Consider the following 16,593-nt stretch of genomic DNA (forward strand, 5'->3'; position numbering starts at 1 on the left):
CATGTCCGGCGAGCGACGACCAGGCGGCAGGGGTCGCCACGGCAGGCTGGTCGCCCGGCGTCCTGACGCGGACGCCCGGCCCGCCCGACGGTCGATCGCACCGCGTATCGACAGATCCCTTGCCTTCGTTGCACATGCGTCGAGGACATGGGGATATGAGGTCGATCATCAGCATTTGCTCAGCCATGACAGGCTCAGTTCAGTGAAAGCGCGCACCGACGCAGAGCATCAGGAGAAGATGCGCAAGCTCAAGGTCGCTCAGGACAAGAAGATTGCGTCCAAGACCGTCGAAAAGGGCCTGGTCATTGTCCATACCGGCACTGGCAAGGGCAAGACCTCCGCTGCGCTCGGCATGGTGGTCCGCGCCATCGGCCATGGCATGAAGGTCGGTGTCATCCAGTTCGTGAAGGGGGCGATGCAGACCGGCGAAAAGGCGGTATTCGATCGCTTTCCCGATCTCGTCGAATTCAGGCCGATGGGTGAAGGCTTTACCTGGGACACGCAGGACCGCAGCCGTGACATCGCGGTTGCGCGCGCTGCTTGGGATGAAGTGAAGCGGATGATCGCCGATCCATCCTATCAGATGGTTGTCGCCGACGAACTCAACATCGTGCTGCGATACGACTATCTCCCCCTTGACGAGGTTCTGGCCGCACTGGAGGACAAGCCTGAGATGACGCATGTCATCATCACCGGCCGCAACGCGCCTCAGACCCTGATCGACGCGGCGGACCTCGTCACCGACATGACGCAGGTCAAACACCCTTTCCGCGAACAGAATGTAAAAGCGCAGCGAGGCATTGAATTTTAATGATGCTGCGCGTCGAACCGGGCGATTTGCGCCGACATGCTATGCGCGGCACGGACATAGGCGGCGCTACCGCACACTGTCCAGGCCTGTGGAATGCTGATGCGGGGAATGTCCCGCAGCGCCGGGTGATGCAGCATTTCGCTGCCCTGATCCGTCACCTTATCCGTCGCGCTTTCGACAATCAGGAAATCGGGGCGTGCCGCCACCATCTCTTCCAGGCTGACCTGCGCAAGCGCTGGCTTGCCCAGTTTCGCCGCCAGATTGGTGAGGCCCATCCGTTCCATCAGGTCGTCCACCAGCGTGCCGGTGCCCGTCATGTAACCTCGTCGCTGATAATAGGCGGCAATCCGCCCGCGCCCCGTTTTCTTCAAGCTGGCCAGATCGCGTTGCATGGCCGCGATCATACGCCTTCCGCGTTCCGGATGGCCGAGGGCCGCGGCGGTTTCCCCGATTGCGTCGTAAATATCAGCCAGCCGGTCCGCACTTTTAAGGTTCAGCGTCCGATAATCATGCCCCTTGAGCGCCGCCAGCGCCATGCTGCGGCTGGCGGGCATGCCCACGACCAGATCGGGATCGATCGCCAATATATGCTCGGCCGAACTGCTGAGCAGCGGCAGGCCTTGCGCCCGTGTCGCCTCGGCCGACATTTCCCGGTCGTCGGCGTTGCGGGTCAGGCCGGCAATCTGGTTCCGGTCCGCCAGCGCCAGCACAAGCTGATCGGCGCACAGATTCACCGACACGATCCGCTTGGGCGCATGGCCGGTCGATCGGCCGGCGACGGCGTTCGACGCCCAAATGGCGGAACCAGCGGCGGTCGCGAGCAGGCAGAGGACGGAAACCGGAATAAGAGCCTTGTGCATCATGCCAAGTGCCATAGTCGTCACATCACGGCCGGCCAATGGTAATGATGATCCATAATCTACGGGGCCGCATGCTCCTGCTGGGCGGGCTGACCCTGTTGATGGCCGTTGCGGCATTCGGGTCCCTGTTGCTGGGCGCTGTCCCGCTGCCGCTGCACCGCATCCTCGCGGCACTGGCCGGACATGGCGATAGCGTCACCCGCACGATCCTGTTCGACCTGCGCATCCCGCGCACGCTGCTGGGCCTAGCGGTCGGCGCGATGCTGGGCCTCTCGGGCGCTTCGCTCCAGGGTTTTCTCCGCAACCCATTGGCTGAACCATCGGTGCTGGGCACGTCGAGCGCGGCGGCCCTGGGGGCGGTCGGCGCGCTGTATTTCGGTTTCGCACAGCTTCACGCGCTGATGCTGCCGGCAATGGCGATCGGCTCCGCCTGTCTCTCGCTGGTCCTGCTCTTCTTTCTGGCGGGGCGGTCGGAAAGTTCGCTGACCCTCATTTTGGCAGGGATAGCCGTCGCCACCCTGGCGCAGGCGGGCATCAGTCTGGCGCTCAACCTGTCCCCCAATCCCTTCGCCGCCATGGAGATCATGACCTGGTTGCTCGGCAGCCTGGAGAACCGGTCCTTCGATCATCTCTGGATCGCCCTGCCCTGCGTCGCCATCGGCATTGTCCTGCTGATATGGGATGGGCGCGCACTCGATGCGCTTACATTGGGCGAAGACGGCGCCATTGCGCTGGGGGTCGACCTTCGCCGCACGCGCTTGCGGCTGATGCTGGGCACCGCCATCGGCGTGGGTGGCGCGGTGGCGGTATCGGGAACGATCGGATTCATCGGCCTTATCGTCCCGCACCTCATAAGGCCGCTGACCGATCGCAGCCCTTCGGCTATCCTGCTGCCCTCGGCACTGGGAGGGGCGGCATTGCTGACCCTGTCCGACATCGCGGTGCGCCTGATCCCGACGACCAGCGAATTGAAGCTGGGCGTCGTCACGGCGTTCCTGGGCATCCCCATCTTTCTTCTCCACCTTTTGCGGGAGCGGCGGCTATGGTGATGCTCACGCTGAGAGGCGTCGGCGTGACGCTTGGCCGTCGCACGGTGCTGCGGGATATCGACGCCTCCCTGACAGCTGGAATGCTGGTCGGCGTCGTCGGCCCCAACGGCGCCGGCAAATCGACACTGGCGCGCGCGATCATGGCGCTGGTCCCCTCCCGCGGAGAAATCGCGCTGGACGGCCGGACGGTGAGCACGCTTCGGCGGCCGGACCTCGCCAGGCAGATCGCCTATCTGCCGCAGGGACAGACATTGCATTGGCCCCTTACGGTCGAACGCTTGGTGGGCCTTGGCCGGCTGCCGCATCTCGGTCCCATGTCGCGCCTTGGCGATGCGGACGCCGCCGCGATCGAGACCGCGATGCGCCGTGCCGATGTTGCCGACCTTCGGCACCGCATCGCCACGCAATTGTCCGGGGGGGAGCGCGCCCGGGTGATGCTGGCGCGTGCGCTCGCCATCGAAGCCCCGGCCCTGATCGCGGATGAACCGCTAGCCAGCCTTGATCCGGGGCACCAGATCGACGTCATGGACCTGCTGCGCGATCAGGCCCGTCAGGGGGCTTTGGTCATCGCGGTGCTGCACGACCTCACCATGGCGGCGCGCTATTGTGATCGGCTGATCCTGATCGATGAGGGACGTCTGATCGTTGACGGCAGTCCTCAGCAGGTGCTGACGCCGGATCACCTGGCCATGGTCTATGGCATAGACGCGCGGGTGGACATGGAAGGCGCCTGGCCCAGCATCATCCCCATGGGCCGGCGTCACCTGTAGAATTTTGCTCTCGCGAAACGATTGACGGCTTGCCACCATCCGATGTAACGGCCGCGCTGCGACAGGTTCCCCGGCGACGGGGATGAAAATGGGAACGGATAACATCCGGCTGCCCCTGCAACTGTATGCGGTGAGTCATCGGCCATATGCCATTGGAAGCGCAGCTTCCGAGAAGGCGACCGACCGGCGTTGACCCGCAAGCCAGGAGACCTGCCCGTCGCCGTCGTCTTTCGCGCGGACAGGGTGAGCCGGGCGGACGGGGGTAAACCCGCATGACGACAGGAAGCGTCGCGCTTTGCGCGGGCGATGTCGTTTGTCCTTTTTGCAAGGGACGGCATGGCCCGCATGCGCGCGGCTCGTGTCAAAGGGGGTTACCATGCAGAGCCTGTTGCTCAAGAATTCCGTTGCTTTCGTCGCATTGTCCATCGCCTTTCCGGCTCTGGCGCAGGCGCCTGAGGAAATGTTTGACGATAGTGGTATCGTCGTCACCGCCACCCGGACGCCCACGCCACTTGATCAGGTGCCCGCTTCGATCACGGTGCTCGACAAGGCCGCGATTGACCGGGCGCAGGATATCGGCGCTACCGAATTGCTGTTGCGCACGCCCGGCATCAGCATGTCGCGCAATGGTGGCTATGGCACCGCCACCTCGCTGCGCATTCGCGGCGCGGAATCCGAACAGACCGTCGTTGTCATCGATGGGGTGAAGCTCAATGATCCGTCCTCGACCGGCGGCGGCTATAATTTCGCCAATCTGCTGATCGGCGATGCGCAGCGGATCGAGGTCCTGCGCGGCCCGCAATCGACGCTTTGGGGCAGCCAGGCGATCGGCGGCGTGGTCAACATCGTCACCGCCAGTCCTCAGGCCCCGATCGAGGGCAGCTTCGACATCGAAGCGGGATCGCGCGATACCGTCAGCGCCCGCGCCGCACTGGGCGGCGTGTCCGGTCCGCTCAGCTGGCGGATCGGTGGCCAGTCCTTCACCACCGAAGGCATCTCGGCTATCGCGCCGGCCTTTGGCGGCGGCGAGCGGGATGGTTACACCAACCGCAATGTCGCCGGTCGGGCGGAACTGGCGCTGGGCGCCAACGCCAGCATAGACCTGCGCGGCTATTATTCGACAGGCCGGGTGGAGATTGACGGGTTCAGCGGCGACGCGCCCGATTACAGCCATAATCGCGAGTTTGTCGGCTATGCCGGCCTCAATTTCGCTCTGCTTGACGGGCGGCTGCGCAACCGCATTGCCTATAATTATACCGACACCGATCGCGACAGCTACAGCCCGGAACTTGAACAGCCCCTGAGCTTCGAGGCGGCCGGTAAGAACCGCCGGTTCGAATATCAGGGCATCTTCGACCTGTCCGATCGCATCTCCGCCACCTTCGGCGTGGAAAATGAGCGGTCGCGCTTCAAAAGCCGGTCGCCGTCCGGCTCCCTGGCCGATCCGCTCCCCGACTTTGTCAGGGGCAAGGCGGAAATAACCAGCGTCTATGGCCAACTGACCGTCCGCCCGCTCGATGGCCTCACCATCAATGGCGGCGTGCGCCATGACGATCATAATCGCTATGGCGGACGCACGCTTTTTTCGGCGGGCGGCATCTGGACCCTGCCCAGCGGGACAACGCTGCGCGCCAGCTATGGTGAAGGGTTCAAGGCCCCGTCCCTCTACCAGCTGTTCAGCGAATATGGGAATGTGAACCTCGACCCTGAACGTGCTCATGGTTGGGAAGCGGGCGCGCAGCAAGCGTTCTTCGGGGACATGCTGACGATCGGCGCGACCTATTTCGAGCGGACCACGACCGGGCAGATCATCTATAATGGCTGCGACGTCGGCACCACCGATCCGCTTTGCGTCGTGCCCGGCACGGACACGCCGCGCTGGGGCTATTATCTGAACGTGGCGCGTGCAGAAGCGCATGGCGTCGAAGCGGATGCGGCGTTTCGCCTCGGCGGATTGACGCTGGATGGCAATTATAGTTGGACCGTGGCGGAGGATCGCTCCGCCGGCACCGCCAATGAAGGCAACTGGCTGCCCCGTCGCCCGCGCCATCTGGCCAATGCGTCCCTATCCTATGACTTCGCCTTTGGTCTGACCCTGGGTTCTGCGGTGCGCTGGGCGGGCAAAAGCTATGACAACGCCTCCAACGCTACGCGGCTCGACGATTATACGCTGGTCGACCTGCGGGCGGAATATCGGCTGAGCGACAGCCTCCGGCTGTTCGCGCGGGCGGAGAATGTCTTCGACGAACAGTATATGACGGCGTATCGCTACGGCACTCTGGGCCGCAGCATCTATGCCGGGATCAGAGGTCGTTTCTGACATGCTGACCCCGGTCGATCCCGGTCCAGCCGTGGTGGCGTGCAGCAGTTGCCGCCGCCCCGGCAGCCGGGCGTCGGGCGAGCCGCGCGATGGCGCGCGGCTCGTCGCGGCGCTGGATCGGGTGCAGGCGAGCGATCCGGCCTATCGGGACATCGCCATCCAGTCGATGCCCTGCCTGTTTGCCTGCGGTGATGGCTGCACGGTCCATCTGCGCGCGCCCGGCAAGATGGGCTATGTTCTGGGTCGGTTCGAGCCCGATGAGGATGCGGCGCGCGCGATCCTCGACTATGCGCTGAACCATGCGGCCAGCGCCGAAGGACAGGTGCCCTACGCCCTGTGGCCGCAAGGTGTGAAGGGCCATTTCCTGGTGCGCGTTCCTCCGGCAGGATATGTAGCGACATGACTGGCTTTCCCACCATAACGGCATTCGAACACGCCCTTGCCGATTTGCCCGCCCCCGATCCAAAAGCGCAGGCAGCGGCGCGTGCCCGGCAAGCGGAACTGACGAAACCGGCGGGATCGCTCGGCCGGCTGGAGGAGATCGCGGTCTTCTTCGCGGGCTGGCAGAAACAGGAACGGCCCCGTATCGACACCGCCCGCGCCGTCGTCTTTGCCGGCAATCATGGCGTCACCGCACAGGGGGTCAGTGCCTTTCCCGCCAGCGTCACCGCCCAGATGGTGAGCAATTTTGAAAGCGGCGGCGCGGCCATCAACGCCCTGACCCGCTCGGCTGGTCTTGACCTTCATGTCGTGCCCATCGATCTTGACCGGCCGACGCAGGATTTCTCGCTGGCGCCGGCCATGTCCGTCGACGAATGCCTGTCCGCGCTCAGTATCGGCGCGGCTCAAGTGGAGGCCAATCTCGACATGATCGTGCTCGGCGAAATGGGCATCGGCAATTCGACGGCCGCAGCTGCCCTGTGCGCGCGCAGTTTTGGTGAGGCCGCTGCGGCATGGACCGGCCCAGGCACCGGCGTGGATGACGCAGGCGTCCAGCGCAAGATCGCGGTCATCGATCGCGCGCTAGCTTTGCATCGTACAGCGCCGCCTTCCGCCTTTGAAACTTTGCGCCACGTCGGTGGCCGGGAAATCGCCGCCATGGCCGGCGCGATGCTGCGCGCGCGCCACCTTGGCGTGCCCGTCATCCTCGATGGGTTTATCTGTTGCGCAGCGCTTGCCCCTTTGGCGGTCGATAATCCAGCCATTACCGATCATTGCATCGCGGGCCATTGTTCGGCCGAACCGGGGCACGCCCGACTTCTCGACCGGCTGGGGCTCGATCCCCTGCTGTCCCTTGGCATGCGTCTGGGCGAAGGTAGCGGCGCGGTGGTGGCGACCCATATCGTCCGGTCCGCGCTTGCCGCCCATGCCGAGATGGCGACCTTCGCCGAAGCCTTCGTTTCGGATAGGCAATGAGTTGTTATCGCCTGCACCTTCTTCGCCACGGCGAGCCGGTTCAGCCGGGCCTGATGCTTGGCCGTACAGATATGGCGCCGACGCCGGAAGGGATCGACCAGTGCCTGCGTCAGGCGCGGGGCCTGGACGTCGATCAGTTGATCGCTTCGCACCTGGAGCGATGCCGCCTTCCCGCTGAAGCCATTGGCGCGGAGCAGGATCTGACCCCGGCGCTGGACCCACGCTGGCGTGAACTGGATTTTGGAGATTGGGACGGACGCGCCGCCGCCGACCTCGATGCCGAGGCGTTGGGCCGGTTCTGGGCAGATCCGGACACAAGTCCGCCCCCCGGGGGGGAGCGCTGGTCCGATCTGGTCGATCGCATTTCCGTCGCGCTGTCAGGCCTCACGCCACGGCCTACCCTCATCCTGACGCATGGTGGGCCAATGCGCGCGGCCCTCCATCTGCTATGCGGGTTCGATATGAGCCAACTCTGGTCGTTCGATCTGCCTTATGGCGCGTTGCTGTCGTTTCAGGTCTGGCCCGGCGAACAGTCATCAGCCCAGTTGACCGGTCTGGGGCGATGAGGCGCCTCATCCTCGCCTTTCAGTTTCTCACGCGCCTTCCCTTGCCCGCCGTCGCCCCGCAGGCGGATGACTTTGCCGCCTCGATCCGATGGTTCCCTGCTGTCGGGATCGTGATTGGCCTGCTGGTCACGGCGGCGGCCTGGGCCGGGACAATGATAGGCGAATGGACCGGGGCATTGGCGGCGCTGGCCGTCTGGACGTGGATCACCGGCGCGCTGCATCTTGATGGGCTGGGCGATATTGCCGATGCGGCCGGTGCGGCGCACAAGGGCAAGGATGACATTCTGGCAGTGCTGCGCGATCCGCATGCCGGCAGTTTCGCCATCGTTGCGATCATGATGCAGCTGATCGCAAAGCTGGTCCTGCTCCATCATCTTATCATGACGGACGCGCTGTTCGCCCTGGCCCCCATTCCCTTTGCCGCCCGTATCGCACCGCTTTGCTGGGCGCGCTGGTTGCCGCCGCTCCATGAAGGGCTGGGGTCGCGCTTTCGTCATGCCGTGCGGACGATCGACCTGATCGTCTGGGCTTTGGTCCTGATCGCCACCACGGTGATGCTGTCGCTTTCGCTGTCGCTCCTTCCATTTGCGACGCTGGTCTGGGGGCTGTGGATCAGGCGGCGCATCGGGGGCATTTCAGGCGATGGCCATGGCGCTGGCATCGAACTCACCGAGACAGCCCTGCTGCTGGCCGCGGCCATCGCCAGCGCCCTGACATGAGCAGCCCCTTTGTCTGGCACGGCGGCGCTTTGGAAGCGGCCAAGCGGGCATTTGGCGGTGATGCGCCGTGGATGGACCTGTCCACCGGCATCAATCCCGATCCATGGCCCGGTGCGGCACCAGATTCTTTCGATTGGGCACGTCTGCCCGAAATGTCGGCCCTCAAGGAACTGGAGCAAGTCGCCGCGGCCTATTTCGGCGTCGCGCCCGTCCATGTCTGCGCCGTTCCCGGCACCGAAATCGGGATGCGGCTGGTAGGCCGGATGCTCGGCGGCCCGGCCCATCATGTCGAACCCGGCTATCGCACCCATGCCGAAATGATCGCCGGCAGCATTCCCACAGCAGCGCATGATGCGAGCGGGACATCAATCACGCTGATATTGGCCAACCCCAACAACCCGGATGGTCGGACGATCGCGCCCGCCGAGATGGATGGCTTGCTCAGGAAACGATCCGATACCAGCTGGCTGCTGATCGACGAAGCCTTTGCTGACGTCGATCCCCGCATCAGCATGGCAAGCGACGTGCGCGACGCGGCGCGGCTGGTCATCTTCCGGTCCTTCGGCAAATTTTTCGGATTGGCCGGCGTTCGCCTCGGCTTCGTCCTTGGCCCACAAATTATCATCGACCCGTTACGCAGCCTGCTGGGGGCCTGGCCCCTGTCAGCCGCCGCGCTGGCGATCGGGACCGCAGCCTACCAGGATCATGCATGGATTGCGCGGACGCGGCTGGGTCTGTTCGACGCCGTTGCCGCACTCGACGCCCTGTTGACCGACCACGGATATTCCCCGATCGGGGCCTGCCCGCTGTTTCGCCTGATCGAGGTCGATGACGCCCATGCGCTGTTCGACCAACTTGCCCGGCAGGCGATATTGACGCGCCCCTTTGCTGATCGCCGCCATTGGCTCCGCATAGGATTGCCGCGTGATGCAGCATCGTTCGACCGGCTGGACCGGGCATTGCGTCATGGTTGAACCGGCCGCAATGATCGCCTTGATTGTGGATGCGGCTGTGGGTTGGCCCGATCGTCTCTATCGCAGCATCGGCCATCCGATCGGCCTGTTTGCGCGCGCGATCGACGGTTGCGAACGACGGTGGAACCGGCCATCCTTCACTTTTAGCGCGCGCCGCGCATTGGGGCTTGCGACCCTGGTCCTGCTGCTCGGTGTGGTGATCGGCGTCACGGTCGCATTGACGCTGATGATCGAGCATCTGATGGCCGACTTCGCGTGGATCGGCCTTGGCATCCTGGCATGGCCTGCGCTCGCGCAACGCAGTCTGTTCCAGCATGTTCGCCCGGTCGCCGCCGCCCTCCATTCCAGGGACCTGCCCGTCGCGCGGCAGGCCGTGAGCGCGATCGTCGGTCGAGACACCGGCGCGTTGGATGAGGCCGGCATTTCCCGCGCCGCCATCGAAAGCCTGGCGGAAAGCCTTTGCGACGGGGTCGTCGCGCCACTTTTCTGGCTGCTGCTGCTGGGCCTTCCGGGCGTTTGGACCTATAAGGCTATCAATACTGCGGATAGCCTGATCGGCCATAAGGAAGAGCGCTGGCGCGCGTTCGGCTGGTCAGCGGCGCGGCTGGACGATGTGGCGAACCTTATCCCTGCGCGCCTTTCCGCGCTGCTGCTGTGCATGGCGGGCGGACGCGGCTGGCGCATGGCATGGCGCGACGCGGGCAAGCATGCTTCACCCAATGCCGGCTGGCCCGAAGCGGCGATGGCCGGCATATTGGACGTTCGGCTGGCGGGCCCCGTCGCCTATGATGGCGTCCAGCAGGACAAGCCATGGATCAACGCGGAGGGGCGATCGGCGGGCGCCATCGACATCGATCATGCGCTGCGCATCTATATCCGCGCCTGCTTCCTGTTATGGGTGGTCACCGCCCTGACAATTTGGCCGCTCTGATCTGCAACCAGGAACCGTTCGCTATGACCCGTCACCGTCTCCTGTGCCTGGGCGGCGCGCGTTCAGGCAAAAGCCGCTACGCACAGCAGCGCGCCGAAGCAGCGGCTGGCGCGCCGGTTTTCATCGCCACTGCCCAAGCGTTCGATGATGAAATGCATGCACGCATCGCCCGTCATCGCGCCGACCGGGACGCGCGCTGGGACTGCATCGAAGCGCCGCTCGCCCTTGCCCCAACGATCGACGCATTGTCCGGCCAAGGCAAGGTCGTGCTCGTCGATTGCCTGACGCTCTGGCTGTCCAACCTCATGCTGGCTGACAGGCCGATCGAGGCCGAAATGTCGAGCCTGACGCAAGCCATGGATCGCTTTGACGGCACGATCATCCTGGTCGCTAATGAGGTGGGCTGGGGCATCGTTCCCGACAATGCGCTTGCAAGGCGATTTCGCGACCATGCCGGTCGTTTGAACCAGGCGATGGCGACCATCTGCGACGAAGTGACCCTCATCGTCGCGGGCCTTCCCCTCTGCTTGAAATGAGTGCACCGCCGGCCTTTCGCAGCCTGTATCCGATCACGGCATCAGGTAGATTGTCAGCATCCAGCCCGGCACGGCGGCGATAGCCAGAAATGTGCCGAGCGGCGCTCGCGCGGCGGCACTTTTCGCCCGGCCCGTCAGCAGCATGACCAAAAGCCCCGATCCCGCGGCACAGAACAGGATCAGCGGCAATGCCTGCCATCCGAACCAGGCGCCCAGCGCCCCCAGCAGCTTGGCATCCCCCAGCCCCAGCCCGTCCCTGCCCCTTATCGCGCGATAGGACAGGGCAATCGCCAGCAGCACGCCATAGCCCAGCGCTGCACCAATGCCCCTGTCCATCACGCCAACATCGGTCGCGTAGGGGCCGAGCGCAAATCCAAGGAATGCGAGCGGAAGGGTGAGCGCGTTCGGCAGCCAGAAATGGCGCCAGTCCAGGATCGCCAATGGCAGCAGCAGCCAGCCAAGGGATGCCCAGGCAATGCCAGCAAGGTTCGGCGCAAAACCCAGCGCGAAGCATCCGATGACCGCGCAGCCAGCTTCCACCCGTCCATGCAACGGATCGATCCGGGCGCTGCAGGACCGACACCGGCCGCGACTCAGCAGCGCGCTGACCAACGGAAAAAGGTCGCGGGGGCCGAGCGTCCGGCCACAGCTGTCGCAGGCGGAACGGCCGCGCATCACCCCCCTGCCCTGGGGCCAGCGTATAATCACCGTAGCGAGGAAGCTGCCAAGGATGGCACCCGCCAGCGCGCCCAGCAACGCGGCCAAGGGGGACATCACAACCTGCCTTCGACCTTCAACATCCTGGCGTTGCCCTCAGCGGTGAAGCCTGCCTGTTCCAGAGTCGAGGCCAAGGTGGGGTCCGTGGTATCGACCCGCATTTCGGCGACATATCGGCCCGAACGCCAAAGACGCAGGGTGATTTTTTCCAGCCCCGACTGGCTGACCAGCGGCAGCAGCAGCGCTTCCCCGTCGCATGCCGCAACGCCTGACAGGCCTTGCGACAGGTTGAGGCCGGGAAACTGCCCCGCCAGGCGCGCGCGCACGCGGCCTTCGGCATGGCCACAGCGATCGCCGACAAAATACCCGCTGACATCCTCCATCATCAGGCTGCTGACCGGCAGCGGCGCGAACGTGCGTCCCAACGGAACGGCGCCCGTCACATCGTCGACCCCGATCCGTCCGAAACCCACCGTGATCGCGCCGGCAATATCATCGGGCAGCCCCTTTTGCCGGGCTATGTCAAAACGCGCCCGGCCCATGAACAGGCCGATCGGTGATAGTCCGGCGCGAACCGTGCCCAACGGCATGTTGCCAAGCATCAACTGGTCGATCCGTCCGCTCCAGACGGTGCCGCTGATCGCGCGCGCGGAAACGCCCAGCCGCTCCAGACCGGCCAGCCCAAGCGCCACGCGCATCGGCAGGAAGAGCAAGAGAGCAAGGAGCAGCATGACGACGAGGAAGACACGCATGCGGCGGGACAGGACCAGCCCCATCATTGCCCCTCTCCCCGTTCCAACACGGCCTGCACGGAAATGCTGCCCGCCGTGGGGGACGGGCGCGCGCTCATGGTGACGACGCGCACACCCTGCCCTTCCAGTGTCGAAAGCCACGAAAACAGTGCGATCGGTCGCACCGAGGCAATGGCAATATCCATCCGGTCATTCCCCTGCGCCTGGGCGCGCTCCAGCGTCAGGCCGGCCTCCCCGGCGCTTTGCCCGACAAACTGGTCGAGCGGCACGGTCGATCCGACATTGGCTGGCGCGCGCGGCAGCGCCTTGAGCTGCGCCACGGTGGCGCGAATGGCGGCATTGCGCTCGGTCGCCTCCACCAGCCGGTCGCGGGCGTCACGCTGCGCCCGGTCGAGCGGGACGGCAATGCCAAACCAGAGGATGACGATCGCCAGCAGCGCGAACATCACGCCCAGCATCCAGCGTTCGCGAGGCGAGCGTTCCGCCCAATAAAGTCCCAACCTGTCCATCATGCCCGCACCGTGATTTCCGCCAGCGTCCGGCCGCCCGGATCCTGGGACGACGTGGCCGTAATCGTAAAGCCCGCCGCCTGAAGCGCGAGCAGCACGATATTGATGTCTTCCGCCTTGGCGGATGCCAATGTGGCGCGAACCATGCCGTCGGCATCCCGCGACAGGGTAGTGAGCGCAACGCCCGGTGCGTCCTGCATGGCCGACAGCAAGGCGGCAACAGGCGCGGTAAAGGCGCGTCCGCCAGCACCCCGCGCAGCCAGCCGGCCCTCCATTTCGATCTGCGCCTGCGCAGCGTCAGATGCGTTCGGCAAAACCTCCTGCGCCAGCGCCAGGCTTTCGCGATCCAGCCGGTTCGCCTCGCTATGCTGACGTGCAAGCCAAATCAGCGCCGTCGCCAGCAACAAGAACAGGATCATCCCTGTCCAGACCGCGATGCGTTGAAGCGCACGGCGATCCAATGCCGGTCGCACCCGCTTGGCGAAATCGCCCTGGCGCATGTCAAGTGGTGGTCGGTCCAGCGCCGCGATCGCGCGTCCCTCCACCATGCCGGTGGTGACGTCGATCATCGGCGCATCGGCGATCAGCTCGGGCAGCGCCATGTCCTCGGGCAGCGCCATATTCTCACCGCGCAGCACCGCCGCACCGCCGATCATGGCGCGGCCCAACCCCTGTTCTGGCGCTTCGATCAATAAGGGGGCGGGCACGATGATATCAGGATCAAGGCCATGATTCTGGGCCCAAAGCATCCAATGCTGCATATCGCTGCGGCTGGCCAAAGCGATCAGATGCGGCGCGGACGGATCGTCATTTTCATCGACAGCGGCGAATAGCTGGTCGGCAGGCAGCAGCCCGCTCGCCAGCACCGCCAACCGCGCAGCCGCCCGTCCCTGCCGCGGAGGAAGATCGGGGTAGGCCATCCAGTGCAGCGTCACCAGGGCGGCCGGCGGCACCAGCAGCACGCGGGCCTGTTCGGGCAAAGCGGCTATGCCGCAGGCGGCGAGCCAGTTGGCGCCTTCGCCCGACTGGACTAGCGCCCCATCGATCACCCGCATCCAGCGCACGGGCAGTTCCGCCGCTTCGGGCAGGAACAGGATCAGCGCGTCGCGGCTGCTCACGCCCCCGCGCCCCAGCTACGCCGCACCAATTGCGCCGGGCTTTCCCGCGCATCGATCAGCGCGCGTTCCACCACCTGCGTTCCCCCGACATTCACCGAAACCGTCACTCCAAAAAATCCCGTCTTCAACTTCACCTGCTCTGCGACCTCTGCCGCGGGCGACAGGCCGACCAGCGAGGGCAGCTTCCAGAAACCCGGCACGCTGCCGTAGCCATCCTCCGGCCGCTGCGCCAGCAATTGCCGTGCCTGCGCGACGCTCAGCTCGCCCGGCAGCAGCATCGCAAAAAGGGGCGCCTGCGCGGGCAGCAGCGTATTGATGTTGATCGGCGACAGGTCTGTGACAGGCAACGCGCAAATCCAAGGCTTCACCAGATCATAGATGGCAGGCGTGATACCGGCGACCGCGCGCAACTCGCTTGGGTCGATCATCATGCGATTGGCGGCGCGATAGGGCCGCTCCATGCCGGCATAGGTTTCATCCTCCGCACCGCCCGGTTGTGGCACGGTGTCGCTGTCGACCCAGTCGGCCAGGCTTGACGCAGCCGTCGCTGCCTGACGCGCGTCCACGCCTAATGCCTCCAGCAGCGCCTGGAACTGGGACACGCCGACCGGACGCACCTTGAGGAGGGCCTCGCTTCGTCCGCTGACCACGCTGTTGAGGTTGAAGCAGTTACCGCCATCGGTCACTTGCGCGGTCGCCAGACCGCCAGGCACGGGAATTGTTTGCGGCGTGCCCATCCACCCGCCCGCCAGCGTGATCTTCGCAGGATTGGATTCGACCAGATCGTTGATGCGCAACCGCGCCATTTCCGTGCCGGCGTCAGCGAAGGCGCGCGCCTGATCCACCGCGCCGCCATTGCCGGTCATGCGCGTGGCAAGCGCCACGCGTTCCAGGGCGGTCGACGCGACCACTGCCATCACCGCAACCAGGAGCAGTACGGTCAGCAGCGCGGCGCCCCGTTCTTTTGGATTGCCAGGATCAGGCACCGGCCGCTCCTTCCGCGCCTTCCAGCTTTTCGACCGGACCCGGTGCAACCAGAAAGCGCATCATGACCGGCGGCTCACCGGTGCGCGTCACCGTCATCTCGACCGCCTTGGGCAGCAAGTCGGGCTGGCTTGGTGTCCAATCCTCCCGCCACTGCCCCTGCGCATCGCGAAAACGCAGCGTCACGGCCTCGACATTATCGAGCAGCGCGGCAGGATCATCCCCCGCAGCGCCATCGAGTTGCGCATAGGTCCGCCGCTCCAGCCGCCCTTGCCGGACCCAATATTCGACCTTCTGCAAGGAGGGGCGCGGCATGTCGCCCAGATTGTCCCACCCCCCGCGCACGAACTGCATCACGGGTTGCGCGTCTCCAACATCATGTGCCCAGAAGGCCGGTGCCAACGTGCCCGCCTCTGTCCGGGTGATGCGCGGCACCGCCTGTCCCAAGTCCCCGGCGAGCGCGCCGCCGGCCCGCTGCACCGCGGCCATATCATCGAGCCGCGCCTTGACCTGCGCCTGCGCCGACACGCTGTTGCCCAGCAACAATACGCCCGCACTCGCCAGCATCGCGAAAATCATCAACGCGACCAGCAGCTCGATCAGCGTGAAGCCGTGTTCGGCGGAACGCATATCAGACGTGAAGCCGTGTTCGGCGGAACGCATTTCGGGCTCGAAGCCCCGTTGCACGACGATTTGCCTGCCCTGCGTCATTCCACCACCCGCACGAAGCTGAGCGCGACCGGCGATGCGCCGGGCTGGCCATCAACCGTCAGGTCAACCTGGAGCAGACGGCGGTCGTCGGTAGGCTTGACCACGCGGCTCCAGCGCCAGCGACGTCCCCCATTGGAAACCTCACCGTCTTCTTCGCCAATCGAGGGGGGAACAGGATCAGTCTGCACGTCCACCATAAGGTTGCGTGCAACGATCTGGCCCATCGCCTTGCTATCCAGGTCGGCCGCCGTGCGCAGCGTCACGCCCTGCAACCGGACAAGCGCCAGCGCGGCCAGGCTGAACACAGCGAGCGCCACCAGCATTTCCAGCAGGGTAAAGCCCCCTTCCCCCTGACGCGCGCGATCAGCCATCGACCATCACCTTGCCTGCCATGTCGATGCTGACGGACACGCGTTCACCTTCGCGCGCAAGGGTCACGGTGAGGGCATCGGTGGGCAGGCCCGTCCCGTCGAAGCCGATCTGCAAGCGCCCATCCCGCCCGACTTGCGCGCGCGTGCCGGGCTTCCAGTTGGTGGTGACGAACGGCTTTTCTTCCAGCGGCGTCCATTGGCCGCCATCGCGGCGCTGAAAGCCGTAGCCGGACGCGGATACCCACAGGCCCAGGGGGCGCGCGGTCACGACCGCTTCGTCGCGCGCGGCGGCAACGCGCGCGGCAAAGCGGTCGGCATCCTCGATCACGCGGCCGCGCGGATCGGGGATGGCCAGCACAACGGCCGCCGAAATGAAGCCGATGATCGTCAGCACGACCATCAGCTCCAACAACGTAAAGCCCTGTTGGGCGGAACGCGCAAAGGACCTGAAGCCCTGTCGTGCGGAACGCGCGTTCACC

20 protein-coding genes and 1 riboswitch are annotated in these 16,593 nt (G+C 65.3%); of the genes, 11 read left to right on the forward strand and 9 right to left on the reverse strand.

Annotated elements, in window-relative coordinates; genetic code table 11:
- The first annotated feature begins 202 nt into the window (after window positions 1–202).
- Window positions 203–811, forward strand: a complete 609-nt coding sequence (cobO, locus tag B2V90_RS10445; protein WP_009821670.1) for a cob(I)yrinic acid a,c-diamide adenosyltransferase — start codon at window positions 203–205, stop codon at window positions 809–811.
- Here the strand turns inward: cobO and B2V90_RS10450 are convergent.
- A complete protein-coding gene (locus B2V90_RS10450; RefSeq protein WP_228222485.1) occupies window positions 808–1,674 on the reverse strand; it encodes an ABC transporter substrate-binding protein in 867 nt (288 codons plus the stop codon). The two genes, cobO and B2V90_RS10450, sit on opposite strands and share 4 nt — an antisense overlap.
- A 41-nt stretch (window positions 1,675–1,715) precedes the next feature.
- Here B2V90_RS10450 and B2V90_RS10455 point away from each other — a divergent pair, with 41 nt between their 5' ends.
- The 10 genes from B2V90_RS10455 (at window position 1,716) to cobU (ending at window position 10,952) form a co-directional block, all read left to right on the forward strand.
- On the forward strand, window positions 1,716–2,720 hold the full coding sequence (locus B2V90_RS10455) for a FecCD family ABC transporter permease (RefSeq protein ID WP_228222517.1): 1,005 nt from the start codon (window positions 1,716–1,718) through the stop codon (window positions 2,718–2,720).
- Window positions 2,714–3,490, forward strand: a complete 777-nt coding sequence (locus B2V90_RS10460) for an ABC transporter ATP-binding protein (protein ID WP_228222484.1) — start codon at window positions 2,714–2,716, stop codon at window positions 3,488–3,490. Before B2V90_RS10455 ends, B2V90_RS10460 begins: the two co-directional genes overlap by 7 nt.
- A 46-nt stretch (window positions 3,491–3,536) precedes the next feature.
- A riboswitch (cobalamin riboswitch) is annotated at window positions 3,537–3,722 on the forward strand.
- 144 nt (window positions 3,723–3,866) lie between these two features.
- A complete protein-coding gene (locus tag B2V90_RS10465) occupies window positions 3,867–5,810 on the forward strand; it encodes a TonB-dependent receptor plug domain-containing protein (protein WP_228222483.1) in 1,944 nt (647 codons plus the stop codon).
- 1 nt (window position 5,811) lies between these two features.
- Window positions 5,812–6,213, forward strand: a complete 402-nt coding sequence (locus B2V90_RS10470; RefSeq protein WP_228222482.1) for a DUF1636 domain-containing protein — start codon at window positions 5,812–5,814, stop codon at window positions 6,211–6,213.
- Complete coding sequence (gene cobT, locus B2V90_RS10475; RefSeq protein WP_228222481.1) at window positions 6,210–7,226, forward strand: nicotinate-nucleotide--dimethylbenzimidazole phosphoribosyltransferase; 1,017 nt, start codon at window positions 6,210–6,212, stop codon at window positions 7,224–7,226. The genes B2V90_RS10470 and cobT overlap by 4 nt, the downstream gene beginning before the upstream one ends.
- Window positions 7,223–7,792, forward strand: a complete 570-nt coding sequence (locus B2V90_RS10480; RefSeq protein WP_228222480.1) for a histidine phosphatase family protein — start codon at window positions 7,223–7,225, stop codon at window positions 7,790–7,792. The genes cobT and B2V90_RS10480 overlap by 4 nt, the downstream gene beginning before the upstream one ends.
- The gene (locus tag B2V90_RS10485) at window positions 7,789–8,511 is read left to right on the forward strand and encodes an adenosylcobinamide-GDP ribazoletransferase (RefSeq protein ID WP_228222479.1); all 723 of its coding nucleotides are present in this window, start codon (window positions 7,789–7,791) and stop codon (window positions 8,509–8,511) included. Before B2V90_RS10480 ends, B2V90_RS10485 begins: the two co-directional genes overlap by 4 nt.
- Window positions 8,508–9,485, forward strand: coding sequence for an aminotransferase class I/II-fold pyridoxal phosphate-dependent enzyme (locus B2V90_RS10490; RefSeq protein WP_228222478.1), 978 nt, complete (start codon window positions 8,508–8,510; stop codon window positions 9,483–9,485). The genes B2V90_RS10485 and B2V90_RS10490 overlap by 4 nt, the downstream gene beginning before the upstream one ends.
- Window positions 9,439–10,416 carry an adenosylcobinamide-phosphate synthase CbiB gene (cbiB, locus tag B2V90_RS10495; protein WP_228222516.1) on the forward strand — a complete coding sequence of 326 codons (978 nt, stop codon included), beginning with the start codon at window positions 9,439–9,441 and terminating at the stop codon, window positions 10,414–10,416. The genes B2V90_RS10490 and cbiB overlap by 47 nt, the downstream gene beginning before the upstream one ends.
- A gap of 23 nt (window positions 10,417–10,439) precedes the next feature.
- Window positions 10,440–10,952, forward strand: a complete 513-nt coding sequence (gene cobU, locus B2V90_RS10500) for a bifunctional adenosylcobinamide kinase/adenosylcobinamide-phosphate guanylyltransferase (protein WP_228222477.1) — start codon at window positions 10,440–10,442, stop codon at window positions 10,950–10,952.
- 33 nt (window positions 10,953–10,985) lie between these two features.
- Here cobU and B2V90_RS10505 read toward each other — a convergent pair whose 3' ends face one another.
- The 8 genes from B2V90_RS10505 to B2V90_RS10540 form a co-directional block, all read right to left on the reverse strand.
- Window positions 10,986–11,729, reverse strand: coding sequence for a prepilin peptidase (locus B2V90_RS10505; protein ID WP_228222476.1), 744 nt, complete (start codon window positions 11,727–11,729; stop codon window positions 10,986–10,988).
- The gene (gene gspN, locus B2V90_RS10510) at window positions 11,726–12,448 is read right to left on the reverse strand and encodes a type II secretion system protein N (protein ID WP_228222475.1); all 723 of its coding nucleotides are present in this window, start codon (window positions 12,446–12,448) and stop codon (window positions 11,726–11,728) included. Before gspN ends, B2V90_RS10505 begins: the two co-directional genes overlap by 4 nt.
- Window positions 12,445–12,933, reverse strand: coding sequence for a type II secretion system protein GspM (gspM, locus tag B2V90_RS10515; RefSeq protein WP_037542232.1), 489 nt, complete (start codon window positions 12,931–12,933; stop codon window positions 12,445–12,447). The genes gspN and gspM overlap by 4 nt, the downstream gene beginning before the upstream one ends.
- Entirely contained in the window at window positions 12,930–14,048 is a 1,119-nt protein-coding gene (gene gspL, locus B2V90_RS10520) for a type II secretion system protein GspL (protein WP_228222474.1), read from the reverse strand. Before gspL ends, gspM begins: the two co-directional genes overlap by 4 nt.
- Entirely contained in the window at window positions 14,045–15,034 is a 990-nt protein-coding gene (gene gspK, locus B2V90_RS10525; protein ID WP_228222473.1) for a type II secretion system minor pseudopilin GspK, read from the reverse strand. The genes gspL and gspK overlap by 4 nt, the downstream gene beginning before the upstream one ends.
- Window positions 15,027–15,662, reverse strand: a complete 636-nt coding sequence (gspJ, locus tag B2V90_RS10530; protein ID WP_228222472.1) for a type II secretion system minor pseudopilin GspJ — start codon at window positions 15,660–15,662, stop codon at window positions 15,027–15,029. The genes gspK and gspJ overlap by 8 nt, the downstream gene beginning before the upstream one ends.
- A gap of 77 nt (window positions 15,663–15,739) precedes the next feature.
- Window positions 15,740–16,114 carry a type II secretion system minor pseudopilin GspI gene (gene gspI, locus B2V90_RS10535; protein ID WP_228222471.1) on the reverse strand — a complete coding sequence of 125 codons (375 nt, stop codon included), beginning with the start codon at window positions 16,112–16,114 and terminating at the stop codon, window positions 15,740–15,742.
- Window positions 16,107–16,592: a GspH/FimT family pseudopilin gene (locus B2V90_RS10540; protein ID WP_228222470.1), complete on the reverse strand. Its 486-nt coding sequence runs from the start codon at window positions 16,590–16,592 to the stop codon at window positions 16,107–16,109. Before B2V90_RS10540 ends, gspI begins: the two co-directional genes overlap by 8 nt.
- Window position 16,593: the final 1 nt, after the last annotated feature.

Source organism: Sphingobium sp. UBA5915 (genome assembly GCF_002431195.1).
Lineage (GTDB): Bacteria > Pseudomonadota > Alphaproteobacteria > Sphingomonadales > Sphingomonadaceae > Sphingobium > Sphingobium soli.